This window comes from Terribium retamae (assembly GCF_022347545.1).
In the GTDB taxonomy this organism is placed as follows: domain Bacteria; phylum Pseudomonadota; class Alphaproteobacteria; order Rhizobiales; family Rhizobiaceae; genus Mesorhizobium; species Mesorhizobium retamae.
This window is the reverse complement of sequence record NZ_JAKREW010000035.1, coordinates 38,499-50,406: the sequence shown is the minus strand read 5'-3', so window position 1 is coordinate 50,406 and position 11,908 is coordinate 38,499. Positions and strand designations below refer to the sequence as shown.

The window sequence follows — 11,908 nt, the reverse complement described above, 5'->3', positions numbered from 1 at the left end:
CCCCCCCCACCCCCCCCCCCCCCCCCCCCCGCGGGGGGCGGTTTATAAAAAACACCCCCCCCCGGCCCCCCCCCGCCCCCCCCCGGCCGGCCCCCCCCCCCCCCCCCCCGGCCCCGTTTTTTCAATCTCAAAAGTTGCTAGCGAATACGATCGAGGATCGAGACATAATTGGCGACCGCCGCGCCGCCCATGTTGAAGATGCCGCCGAGCTTTGCATCCTTCACCTGGATGCCACCGGCTTCGCCGGCGAGTTGCATGGCGGTCAACACATGCATCGAGACCCCGGTGGCGCCGATTGGATGGCCCTTGGCCTTGAGGCCGCCGGAAGGATTGACCGGCAGCTTGCCGTCCTTGGCGGTGTAGCCTTCGAGCGCCAGCTTTGCGCCTTCGCCCGGCTTGGCGAGGCCCATCGCTTCGTATTCGATCAGTTCGGCAATGGTGAAGCAGTCATGCGTCTCCACGAAGGATAGATCGCCAAGCGTAACGCCGGCCTTCTTGAGCGCGCGCTCCCAAGCCTGTTCGCAGCCTTCAAAGGCAAGGATGTCGCGCTTCGACATCGGCAGGAAATCCTGGACATGCTCGTTGGCCCGGAAGGTGATGGCGCGCCGCATCCTGAGCGCGGTGTCGGTATCGGCGAGTACCAGGGCAGCGGCACCGTCGGAAACCAGAGAGCAATCGGTGCGCTTCAGCGGCCCGGCGACGAACGGGTTCTTTTCGCTTTCCTGGCGACAGAAGTCGAAGCCGAAATCCTTGCGCATCTGCGCATAAGGATTGTCGACGCCGTTCTTGTGGTTCTTGGCGGCGATCATGGCCAGCGCATCGGACTGGTCGCCGTAGCGCTGGAAATAGGCCTGGGCGATCTTGCCGAAGACGCCGGCGAAACCGGCAGGCGTGTCGCCGTCTTCCGGCAGATATGAAGCCTTGAGAAGGTTCTTGCCGATTTCGGGACCGGGTGTGGTGGTCATCTGTTCGGCACCAACCACCAGGACGACACGGGCGGCATTGGCATCGATGGCACGAATGCCTTGACGAACAGCCGCCGAACCGGTCGCGCAGGCATTCTCCACACGAGTGGCCGGCTTGAAACGCAACCGGTCGTCCGCCTGCAACACGAGGCTGGCAGTGAAATCCTGAGCTGAAAAGCCGGCATTGAAATGACCAAGCACGATCTCGTCGACGTCATCGGGTCCGATGCCGGCGTGCTCGAGCGCCTCCGCGGCGACCTTGGTGATCATGCCTTCGAGGGTCTCGCCCTCCAGCTTGCCGAAGCGCGAATGCGCCCAACCAACGATGCTTGCCGTCATGGGAGTTCTCCAAATAGGCCTTACCTTTCCTAGCACATTAGGCTTGGGGCGGTAACTGTTCAATCCTGAACATATAGGCCAGTCGCCAAGAGTTGCGAACATCTTGGTGGAAAAGAGCTCTTCCTCGGCGTCCCACGTCGCAACCGCGAAATTGCATGGCGGGATTTTTATTGATTGACGAGTCAATAAAAAATAACTTGCCTCCCGGGAGAGTTTGACAATGCCGAAAATTGGAATGGAACCGCTGCGTCGCAAGGCGCTGATCGACGCCACGATCTCAGCGATCGGCGAGCGTGGATCGCTCAACGTCACCATGTCGGAGATCGCCGACCGCGCCGGGGTGTCCTCGGCCCTTGCCCATCACTATTTCGGGCCGAAGGAAGAACTGTTGCTCGCCACGATGCGCCACCTCCTGGCCGATCTTGGTGCCGATGCGATTGCAGCCTTGAACAGGGCCGCCACCCCGCGCGAACGCCTTTCCGCGATCGTTGGCGTGAATTTCAACGCCGGCCAGTTCCGCGAAGAAACCGTGCATGCCTGGCTTGCCTTCTATGTCGAAGCGCAGAATTCGCTCCCGCTGAGGCGGCTGCTGCGCGTTTATGCGCGCCGGCTGCATTCCAACCTGATGAGCGGGCTTCTGCCATTGGTTCCTCGCGAGGAGGCCGCACGCATGGCCGAAGCCATCGCTGCCATGATCGACGGCCTCTACATCCGCCGCGCGCTGCGCGACGGCTTGCCCAATCCACTCAGCGCCGGCGCGCTGGTGGAGGATTACATCGACGCCAAGCTGGCACAGGTTCAATGACCCCGAACATCCTGATCATAATGGTCGACCAACTCGCCGGAACATTGTTCCCGGATGGGCCGGCGGATTTCCTGCACGCACCGAACCTGAAGGCGCTCGCAGCACGCTCCGCGCGCTTCCGCAACAACTACACCGCCTCGCCGCTGTGTGCGCCCGGACGTGCCGCCTTCATGAGCGGGCAGCTGCCGTCGCGCAATGGCGTCTACGACAACGCCGCCGAGTTCCCCTCCTCGATCCCGACCTTCGCACACCATCTGCGCGCGGCCGGCTACCACACCGTGCTTTCCGGCAAGATGCATTTCGTCGGACCGGACCAATTGCACGGCTTCGAGGAGCGGCTGACCACAGACATCTATCCTGCCGACTTCGGCTGGACGCCGGATTACCGCAAGCCTGGCGAGCGCATCGACTGGTGGTACCACAATCTCGGTTCGGTCACCGGCGCGGGCGTCGCCGAAATCACCAATCAGATGGAATATGACGACGAAGTCGCCTTTCATGCTCAACAGAAACTCTACGACTTCGCCCGGACCTCGGATGATCCGGAGCGCCGCCCCTGGTGCCTGACGGTATCCTTCACCCACCCGCACGATCCTTACGTCGCGCGACGCCAATATTGGGACCTTTATGAAGACTGCCCGGCGCTCGAACCGGAAACCGGCTTCATTCCGTACGAAAAACAAGACCCGCATTCGCAGCGGCTCTACAAGGCCAGCGACTACGACAGCTTCTCGATCACGCCCGAACACGTCCGTCGCGCCCGGCAGGGTTACTTCGCCAACATCTCATATCTCGACGACAAGGTTGGCGAGCTGCTTTCGGTGCTCGAACGCACCCGCATGGCGGACGATACCATTGTGGTCTTCGCGTCCGATCATGGCGACATGCTGGGCGAACGCGGCCTGTGGTTCAAGATGTGCTTCTATGAGGGTTCGGCCCGCGTACCACTGATGATTGCCGGCAAGGATATTCGTCCAGCCGGCATCGAAACACCGGTTTCGAACCTCGATCTCTGCCCGACGCTGTGCGACCTCGCCGGCATCGACATCAGCGCCATCCTCCCCTGGACTGACGGACAGTCGCTGGTGCGGCTGATCGAGGGCGGGGACCGAAGCGAGCCGGTGCTGATGGAATATGCCGCCGAAGGCTCCTACGCGCCGATGGTGGCAATCCGCGAGGGCCGTTACAAATTCGTGCATTGCGAGATCGACCCGCCGCAGTTGTTCGATCTGCATGAGGATCCCCACGAGCGCATCAATCTGGCGGCCGACCCCCAGCATGCAGCAGTCGCGTCGGCACTCATGGAAAAGGTGCGACTGCGCTGGGACATGCAGGCGTTCGACGCAGCTGTTCGCGAAAGCCAGGCACGACGCTGGGTGGTGTATCCGGCGCTGCGCAACGGCGCCTACTACCCGTGGGAGTTCCAACCGCTGCAGAAGGCATCCGAGCGCTACATGCGCAACCACATGAACCTCGACACGCTCGAAGCGGACAAGCGCTTTCCGAGGGGTGAATAATGCTTGAAGCGGATTTCGTCATCATCGGCTCCGGCTCTGCCGGCTCAGCCATGGCTTACCGCCTGTCGGAGGACGGCAAACATTCGGTGATCGTCATCGAATATGGCGGTTCCGACGCCGGCCCGCTCATCCAAATGCCGTCGGCGCTCTCCATCCCGCTCAACATGCCTCTCTATGACTGGGGTTTCGCTTCTGAACCGGAGCCGCATCTCGGCGGGCGTATCCTCGCCACGCCGCGCGGCAAGGTGATCGGCGGCTCTTCTTCCATCAACGGCATGGTCTATGTGCGCGGCCACGCCCGCGACTTCGATCACTGGGCCGAACAGGGAGCGACCGGCTGGAGCTTCGCGGACGTGCTGCCTTACTTCAAACGCATGGAAGACAGCCATGGCGGCGAGGATGGATGGCGCGGCAAGGGCGGCCCGCTGCATGTGCAGCGCGGCGCCCGCACGAACCCGCTCTACGCCGCCTTCATCGAGGCAGGGCGCCAGGCAGGTTTCGAACTGACCGACGACTACAACGGCGCCAAGCAAGAAGGTTTTGGGCCGATGGAGCAGACCATCCGCAACGGCCAGCGCTGGTCAGCGGCGAACGCCTATCTGAAGCCCGCGCTGAAACGGCAAAATGTGAGTCTCGTCAAAGGTTTCGCGCGGCGTGTGATCATCGAGAATCAACGTGCCGTCGGCGTTGAGATCGAAGCTCGCAAACAGATTCAGGTCGTTAAAGCACGGCGTGAGGTGATCGTTGCAGCATCCTCCATCAACTCGCCCAAGCTGCTGATGCTGTCCGGTATCGGTCCCGCCAAACATCTGGCGGATCACGGCATCCCGGTCGTCGCCGACCGGCCCGGAGTCGGCCAGAACCTACAGGATCACATGGAGCTCTACATCCAGCAGGAAGCGACCCAGCCGATCACGCTGAACGCGATCCTAAACCCTTTCTCCAAAGCGTTGATCGGCGCGCGCTGGATGTTCTTCAAGAGTGGGCTCGGCGCCACCAATCACTTCGAAGCAGCGGCCTTCGTCCGCTCGGCGCCAGGCGTCGACTATCCCGACATTCAGTATCACTTCATCCCAGCGGCCGTGCGTTATGATGGCAAGGCCGTTGCGAAGTCGCACGGATTCCAGGCTCATGTCGGACCGATGCGGTCGAAGTCGCGCGGCTCGATCACCTTGCGCTCGCACGATCCGAACGCCAAGCCGATAATCCGCTTCAACTACATGTCGCATGCCGACGACTGGCGGGACTTCCGCCACTGTATCCGCCTCACCCGGGAGATCTTCGGACAAGCTGCCTTCGATCCGTTCCGCGGTCAGGAAATCTCACCTGGCAGCCATGTGCAGAGCGATGAGGAACTGGACGCCTTCATCCGCTCGCATGCCGAGAGCGCCTATCATCCCTGCGGCACCTGCCGTATTGGTCGCGCCGACGATCTGCATGCGGTGGTCGATCCTGAATGCCGGGTGATCGGCGTCGATGGCCTGCGCGTCGCCGATTCCTCGATTTTCCCGCGCGTCACCAACGGCAACCTCAACGCGCCATCGATCATGACGGGCGAGAAAGCGGCGGATCATATTCTTGGCCGCACCCCGCTTGCACCCTCGAACCAGGAACCCTGGATCAATCCGCGCTGGCAGGTCTCGGACAGATAGAGCATCATCAGCGTCCCGGCCCCAAGAATTCGGAGTATCCCATGCGCGCGCAGCCCAAGGCATCGCATTACATCAATGGCCGTTTCGTCGATGACGAACAGGGCGCGCCACTGCCGGTGATCTATCCGGCGACAGGCGAAACCATCGCCACGCTGCATTCGGCGACGCCCAACATCATCGAGCTTGCCGTCGAGGCGGCCCGTGCCGCGCAGCCCGCCTGGGCCAGGCTCAAGCCGGTGGAGCGCGGCCGCATCCTGCGACGCGCCGCTGACATTCTGCGTGCTCGAAACGCCGAGCTAGCCCGCCTCGAGACGCTGGACACCGGCAAGGCGATCCAGGAGACATTGGTGGCCGATCCCGCGTCTGCTGCGGATGCGCTGGAATATTTCGGCGGCGCGGTGGCCAGCTACACCGGAGATTACATCGATCTCGGCGGTCCCTTTGCCTATACGCGGCGTGAAGCGCTCGGCGTGTGCGTGGGCATCGGTGCCTGGAACTATCCGATTCAAGGCGCGGGCTGGAAATCGGCACCGGCGCTGGCCATGGGCAACGCGATGGTGTTCAAGCCGTCGGAGAACACGCCGCTCTCCGCCTTGGCGCTTGCCGAAATCTACACGGAAGCAGGCTTGCCGGACGGCCTTTTCAACGTCGTGCAGGGCTATGGTGACGTCGGCGGGGCGCTGGCCTCGCACGAGGTGGTCGCCAAGGTCTCGCTGACTGGTTCCGTGCCGACCGGCAAGAAGGTGCTGGCGCTGACCGGCTCCCTGATGAAACACGCCACGATGGAACTCGGCGGCAAGTCACCGCTGATCGTGTTCGACGATGCCGATCTCGAGAACGCCATCGGCGGAGCCATGCTCGGCAATTTCTATTCGACCGGCCAGGTCTGCTCCAACGGCACTCGCGTGTTCGTGCAGAAGGGCCTGCATGACCGTTTTGTCGAACGGCTGGCCGAACGCACCAAGGCCATCCGCATTGGCGATCCGCTCGATCCCGAGACGCAGATGGGGCCGCTGATCAACAAGGCGCAGCACGACAAGGTGATGTCCTATATCGGCATCGGCAAGGCCGAAGGCGCAACGCTGCACTACGGCGGCGGTGAACCGAAACTGCAAGGTTTCGAAAACGGCTTCTTCATCGAGCCGACCATCTTCACCAACGTCACCGACCAGATGCGCATCGCACGTGAAGAGATCTTCGGCCCGGTGATGAGCGTTCTTTCATTCTCTGAAGAAGATGAGGTGATCGACCGCGCCAACGACACCGAATTCGGCTTGTCTGCAGGCGTCTTCACCCGTGACCTGCCCCGCGCGCACCGTGTGATCGCGGAATTGCAGGCTGGCACCTGCTGGATCAACAATTACAACCTGTCGCCGGTCGAGATGCCGTTCGGCGGCTTCAAACAATCGGGTATCGGCCGCGAGAATTCGCTGGCGGCGCTGGCGCTATACTCGCAGGAAAAGTCGGTCTATGTCGAGACCGGCGACGTGGCGAGCCCCTATTAGGCAACCTTGCGAGGTGGCGTCCGGAAGCTGTCAGGCTCCAGCATGAGCAGCGTTCTCGTACCTCTGCCGAATAAGATTCCAACTCGAAAAAGCCATGCGCCGACAAAGCTGATGAAATGCGGGTACAGTGGCACCATTCCCGCTTGCAGGAATAGAAAGCGGCGGCTATAAGCCCGCCGTCTGGTCACGGAGTGTAGCGCAGCCTGGTAGCGCACATCGTTCGGGACGATGGGGTCGCAGGTTCAAATCCTGCCACTCCGACCAGCCTAATCCCTTCCCGATTTCTTGTTCTTCCCGCGACGGCAACGGCTTGCGCCCCAAATTGCGCGCGCAGTTTGCGTGCGGTCTATGGTGGTGCGTCGCACCATGTTGCTTACACCGGACATGCAGCGCACTTCCTTGCTTGCGACGCATCCCCTATCCATTTACGCTCCCCGACGAAGTCTGACATCGAGGGGACGACGGTGAGGCGGCGGGCATTGCTCCTGGCGGGGTTTACTCTGCTGATCAATCCACTACCCGTTGCAGGGGTTTCTCAGGCATTGGCGCAAATGGACTGGCTGACACCGGGACTCGAATCACAGCGCTACGACAACCTCAGGCGACACCCACAGCGGCGGCCGACTTATCGACAGCAACCACGCGGCCAGAAGCCAGCTATCTCGCTGCAGCGCATGCGGCAGCTGATGCGCCAGATCGAACCGGAATACCGCAGGCGCGTGCGCCTCTATGGCCAAGCCAGGGCAGACGAATGGCTGAAGCGAACCGCCTATCGCATTGGCGTCGAGGAGGGACGGCGAGCCAGGCGCAATTTGCAATGAGCTGCGGATGTCCGTCGCTATCGTTCGATATCTTGCTTGCCGCGCTGCGCCAGACCACTCCAACGGATAGCCGACTTCGATCACGTTGCGTTGCCGACGGTCACGAGATGATTGACTGCCCCCGTTCCGCCGCAATGGCCTTTCAGGGCATCAGGTAACGGCGGGATTTTATGGAGAGGACCTCTCGATGCGACTTCACACAACTATTGCCGCTATCCTCATGGCGGTCGCTTTGGCGGGCTGCCAAACCGAACAGCAGCAGCGCGCTGGCACGGGCGCATTGGTCGGTGGTGCCGGTGGCGCACTTGTCGGCCAGGCGATCGGCCGCGATACCAAGAGCACTCTGATCGGCGCGGGCGCAGGCGCCCTTTTGGGCGCGGCCGTTGGCAGCGCCACGACACCCGACCGCCGCGCGCGCCGCGGCGAGGAAATGTGCCGGTACCAGGATCGTTACGGCCGCGTCTACACCGCGCCCTGCGATGAGCGGTACTACAACGGCGACTATTAAGCCTCGGGCTCAGTTACGGCGAGAACGAGAAAGCCCCGGGTCCAGCAGGCTCCGGGGCTTTCTTGTGCATCCGCATTAAACGTTTTTGCGTCAGGCACTGGCCCTGAAGCGGGTCGAATCGATGGCTGCAGCCATCAATGTCTGCGTGTATTTCTCACGCGGGTGATCGAAGATCGCTTCTGTCTGGCCCTCCTCGACGATCTTGCCCTGCTTCATGACGATGATGTAGTCGGCCATCGCCCGCACGACCGCCAAATCGTGGCTGATAAACAGATAAGACAGGTCATGATCGGCTTGCAGCTTGCGCAGCAGCTCCACGATCTGCTTCTGCACGGAGCGGTCGAGCGCCGAAGTCGGTTCATCCAGCACCACCACTTTGGGCTTCAGGATCATGGCGCGTGCGATGGCAATGCGCTGGCGTTGGCCGCCGGAGAATTCGTGCGGATAACGATTGCGCATAACCGGATCGAGGCCGACCTCCTGCAAGGCCTCCATGGCGCGGCGGTCACGTTCCTTCGAAGACAATGAAGGTTCGTGCACCAACAGTCCCTCGGTGATGATCTGGCCGACGGTCATGCGTGGCGACAGCGAACCGAATGGATCCTGGAAAACCAGCTGCAGCTCGCGGCGCAGCGGTCGCATTGCCTGCTTGTCGGCAGCGGAGATATCGCTGTTCCCGAAGCGGATTTGCCCATCGCTCGGCAAGAGCCGCAGCAACGCACGTCCAAGCGTCGATTTTCCGGAACCGGATTCACCGACGATACCGATGGTCTGGTTGCGTTTGAGACGAATGGAGATGTCGTCGACAGCGCGCAGGATAACCGGATCGCCGGCGAGGAGACCGCCACCGATCTTGAAGGTCACTTCGACCTTGCGTCCCTCCAGGAGAATCGGCGCATCCGGCGGCGGCGGCGCCTTGCGGCCCGTTGGCTCGGCTGCCAGCAGCATCTTGGTGTAGGGATGCTGTGGGTTGGCGAAAAGTGCCGTCGCCTCGCCCTCCTCCACCACCTCGCCGGAGCGCATCACATAGACGCGGTCAGCAAAGCGCCGCACGATGCCGAGATCATGCGTGATGAAGACGATGGCCATGCCGAGCTTCTTCTGCAGTTCGGCCAACAACACGAGGATTTGCGCCTGGATGGTGACGTCCAGCGCGGTCGTCGGCTCGTCAGCGATCAGGACGTCCGGATCGTTGGCAAGCGCCATGGCAATCATGACGCGCTGGCGCTGCCCGCCCGACATCTCATGCGGATAGGATTTCAACCGCCGCTCGGGATCGGGGATGTGGACGAGCCGCAGCAGCTTCAACGCTTCTTCGCGTGCGGCGGCGGCACTCAAACCGCGATGACGCCGGATCGGCTCCATCAATTGGTTGCCGATCGTATAAAGTGGATCGAGCGAGGTCATCGGCTCCTGGAAGATCATGCTGATCTTGCGGCCACGGACCTTGTTCAGTTCGGACTTGCGCATGGTGAGCAGGTTCGAGCCCCGATAATCGACTGCGCCGGTCGCTTCGCCATTGGAGGCCAGCAACCCCATAGCGGCCATCATGGTCTGGCTTTTGCCGGAGCCCGATTCACCGACGACGGCGACGGTTTCGCCGGCTTTCACGTTGATGTTGATGCCCTTCACGGCCTCCACCGCACCATCGAGAGTGCGGAAGCGAACCTTGAGGTCGCGAACATCGAGAACGGTTTCTGCAGCAGCCATCTCAACGGTCCTTTGGATCGAGCGCGTCGCGCAGGCCGTCACCGACAAAGTTCAGCGCGAACAGCGTCGAGACAAGGAAGAAGGCGGGGAACAGAAGCAGCCAGTTGGCGGTGCCGATGTTCTTGGCGCCGGCGGAGATGAGCACACCCCAACTGGTCATCGGCTCCTGCACGCCCAAGCCCAGGAACGACAGGAAACTTTCCAGGATGATGACCTGTGGTACCAGCAACGTCATGTAGATGACGACCGGTCCGAGCAGATTGGGAATGACATGGCGCAACAGGATACCCCGCTGGCCAACTCCGAGCGCCTCAGCCGCCTGCACATATTCCTGCCGGCGGATGGATAGCGCCTGACCGCGGACGATGCGAGCCATGTCCAGCCACAGCACAGCACCAACGGCCAGGAACATCAGCACGAAGTTGCGTCCGAAGAACACCACCAGCATGATGACGAAGAAGATGAAGGGCAGCGAATAGAGCACATCCACGATGCGCATCATCACTTCATCGACCTTGCCACCGGCGAAACCGGCAGTGGCGCCGTAAAGCACCCCGATCACGACGGCGACAACACCGGCAAGCAGACCGATGGCCAGCGAGATGCGTCCTGCTACCAGTGTGCGGGACAACAGATCACGACCGATATTGTCGGTGCCGAAGAAGAAATAGGCTTGCCGCACCGTCGTGCCGATGACGAGTTCATTGCCTTCTGGAGACTTGCTCAGGATCTGCGCGCCATCGAACGTGTCAGAACGGTCAAGGTAGCGCAGATAGCGTTCATCGATCGGCTTGGACGACGTCAGGGTTATGGTGAGATTGCCGCCGTCCTGCTTCACGTCCTTGACGTCGACGCGCATGCGCCGGACCACATCGTCCAGCGCAGTCTTGATCATTTCCTCCTTCGGATAGGCGGAGAAACTCGGCGGGGTGCGCACATAATCGGAATAGATCGTCGTGTATTGGTGCGGCACGAACCAGGGTCCGACGATACAGACGAGGCCCATCAAGATGAGGTAGCAGAGGCTGATCATGGCCGCACGATTGGCTTTCAATCGTGCCCAGGCATCGCCCCAGAGCGAACGGCCCACGACGGTCGGAGGAACGGAGGTGGCTGCTATCTCAGTCATAGCGCACCCTCGGATCGACCACGGCGTACAGGATATCGACGATCAGATTGAAGAGGATGGTGAAGATGGCGATCACCACAACCGTGCCCATCACCAGCGTGTAGTCGCGGTTGAGTGCTGCATCGACGAAATAACGGCCAACGCCAGGGATCGAGAAAATGGTCTCGACCACGATGGAGCCCGTGAGCAGCGCCGCCGCTGCCGGGCCGGCATAGGAGACGATGGGCAGCAGTGCGCCGCGCAGGGCATGCTTCACAACCACCGACCAGTCTGAAAGGCCGAGCGCACGTGCCGTTCGGATGTGATGCGAGCGCAAGGATTCGATCATTGAACCGCGCATCAAGCGGGCCACGATGGCGATCTGCGGCAAGGCCAGCGTGAGCACCGGCCCGATCTTGTTGATGAGCGCGCCGTCGCCCCAGCCGCCGATCGGCAACAGTTTCCAGCTCAGTCCGAAGACAAGCTGGATCAACGGCGCGATGACGAAGGTCGGGATGGTAGAGCCGGCGGTTGCAACCGCGATGACGGCATAGTCGGCGCTCTTGTTCTGGTTGAGCGCGGCAACGACACCGAGGATGGATCCCAGGATCAGAGCCAGGATCAGAGCAGAAGCGCCGAGTTGAACCGAGATCGGCAGGCCCTTCCAGAACAGCTCACCGACGGTGAAATCCGGCAGATTGTAACTCGGTCCGAAACTACCGTGCAGCAGGTTGTTGAGATAGTTCAGATATTGTTTCCAGAGCGGATCATTGAGACCGAATTGAGCCTCAAGGTTGGCCTTGATGACGGGGCTCAGTCCGCGTTCCTGGTTGAAGGGGCCACCGGGTGCGACCCGGATCAGGAAGAACGCCAGCGTAACGATCACGAATAGCGTCGGGATGGCGGTCAAAAGCCGCCGGAAGACATAGATCAACATTGTCGCCAGACCTCACCAGCGAGAGAAACCGCCGCCTCCTG

At 61.6% G+C, this 11,908-nt stretch carries 10 protein-coding genes and 1 tRNA gene; 7 read left to right on the top strand and 4 right to left on the bottom strand.

Annotated elements, in window-relative coordinates:
• Positions 1 to 137 precede the first annotated feature (137 nt).
• Entirely contained in the window at positions 138 to 1,304 is a 1,167-nt protein-coding gene (locus L4923_RS24395; protein WP_239369704.1) for an acetyl-CoA acetyltransferase, read from the bottom strand.
• A 220-nt stretch (positions 1,305 to 1,524) separates the two neighbouring features.
• On the opposite strand from L4923_RS24395, the gene betI reads away from it, so the two are divergent.
• The 7 genes from betI (at position 1,525) to L4923_RS24360 (ending at position 8,112) form a co-directional block, all read left to right on the top strand.
• Positions 1,525 to 2,109, top strand: a complete 585-nt coding sequence (gene betI / locus L4923_RS24390) for a choline-binding transcriptional repressor BetI (RefSeq protein ID WP_239369703.1) — start codon at positions 1,525 to 1,527, stop codon at positions 2,107 to 2,109.
• Positions 2,106 to 3,626 (top strand): choline-sulfatase, encoded by a 1,521-nt coding sequence (betC, locus tag L4923_RS24385; protein ID WP_239369702.1) that lies wholly within the window; start codon positions 2,106 to 2,108, stop codon positions 3,624 to 3,626. Before betI ends, betC begins: the two co-directional genes overlap by 4 nt.
• On the top strand, positions 3,626 to 5,278 hold the full coding sequence (gene betA, locus L4923_RS24380) for a choline dehydrogenase (RefSeq protein ID WP_239369701.1): 1,653 nt from the start codon (positions 3,626 to 3,628) through the stop codon (positions 5,276 to 5,278). Before betC ends, betA begins: the two co-directional genes overlap by 1 nt.
• A 41-nt stretch (positions 5,279 to 5,319) precedes the next feature.
• A complete protein-coding gene (betB, locus tag L4923_RS24375; RefSeq protein WP_239369700.1) occupies positions 5,320 to 6,783 on the top strand; it encodes a betaine-aldehyde dehydrogenase in 1,464 nt (487 codons plus the stop codon).
• Between the two features lie 187 nt (positions 6,784 to 6,970).
• Positions 6,971 to 7,047 (top strand) — tRNA-Pro (locus L4923_RS24370).
• Positions 7,048 to 7,247: 200 nt separating this feature from the next.
• On the top strand, positions 7,248 to 7,604 hold the full coding sequence (locus tag L4923_RS24365) for a hypothetical protein (RefSeq protein ID WP_239369699.1): 357 nt from the start codon (positions 7,248 to 7,250) through the stop codon (positions 7,602 to 7,604).
• Between the two features lie 187 nt (positions 7,605 to 7,791).
• Positions 7,792 to 8,112: a YMGG-like glycine zipper-containing protein gene (locus tag L4923_RS24360; protein WP_239369698.1), complete on the top strand. Its 321-nt coding sequence runs from the start codon at positions 7,792 to 7,794 to the stop codon at positions 8,110 to 8,112.
• A 90-nt stretch (positions 8,113 to 8,202) separates the two neighbouring features.
• On the opposite strand, the gene L4923_RS24355 is transcribed toward L4923_RS24360, so the two are convergent.
• From L4923_RS24355 to L4923_RS24345, 3 genes are read right to left on the bottom strand one after another with little or no spacing between them, the layout of a single operon-like run.
• The gene (locus L4923_RS24355) at positions 8,203 to 9,822 is read right to left on the bottom strand and encodes an ABC transporter ATP-binding protein (RefSeq protein ID WP_239369697.1); all 1,620 of its coding nucleotides are present in this window, start codon (positions 9,820 to 9,822) and stop codon (positions 8,203 to 8,205) included.
• A 1-nt stretch (position 9,823) separates the two neighbouring features.
• Positions 9,824 to 10,951 carry an ABC transporter permease gene (locus L4923_RS24350; RefSeq protein WP_239369696.1) on the bottom strand — a complete coding sequence of 376 codons (1,128 nt, stop codon included), beginning with the start codon at positions 10,949 to 10,951 and terminating at the stop codon, positions 9,824 to 9,826.
• Positions 10,944 to 11,867, bottom strand: a complete 924-nt coding sequence (locus L4923_RS24345) for an ABC transporter permease subunit (protein ID WP_239369695.1) — start codon at positions 11,865 to 11,867, stop codon at positions 10,944 to 10,946. Before L4923_RS24345 ends, L4923_RS24350 begins: the two co-directional genes overlap by 8 nt.
• Positions 11,868 to 11,908 lie beyond the last annotated feature (41 nt).

What these genes read in the sequence shown, in the direction of transcription:
- L4923_RS24395 (WP_239369704.1), bottom strand. Translation starts at nt 1,304, where the DNA reads ATGACGGCAAGCATCGTTGGTTGGGCGCATTCGCGCTTCGGCAAGCTG.
- betI (WP_239369703.1), top strand. Translation starts at nt 1,525, where the DNA reads ATGCCGAAAATTGGAATGGAACCGCTGCGTCGCAAGGCGCTGATCGAC.
- betC (WP_239369702.1), top strand. Translation starts at nt 2,106, where the DNA reads ATGACCCCGAACATCCTGATCATAATGGTCGACCAACTCGCCGGAACA.
- betA (WP_239369701.1), top strand. Translation starts at nt 3,626, where the DNA reads ATGCTTGAAGCGGATTTCGTCATCATCGGCTCCGGCTCTGCCGGCTCA.
- betB (WP_239369700.1), top strand. Translation starts at nt 5,320, where the DNA reads ATGCGCGCGCAGCCCAAGGCATCGCATTACATCAATGGCCGTTTCGTC.
- L4923_RS24360 (WP_239369698.1), top strand. Translation starts at nt 7,792, where the DNA reads ATGCGACTTCACACAACTATTGCCGCTATCCTCATGGCGGTCGCTTTG.
- L4923_RS24355 (WP_239369697.1), bottom strand. Translation starts at nt 9,822, where the DNA reads ATGGCTGCTGCAGAAACCGTTCTCGATGTTCGCGACCTCAAGGTTCGC.
- L4923_RS24350 (WP_239369696.1), bottom strand. Translation starts at nt 10,951, where the DNA reads ATGACTGAGATAGCAGCCACCTCCGTTCCTCCGACCGTCGTGGGCCGT.
- L4923_RS24345 (WP_239369695.1), bottom strand. Translation starts at nt 11,867, where the DNA reads ATGTTGATCTATGTCTTCCGGCGGCTTTTGACCGCCATCCCGACGCTA.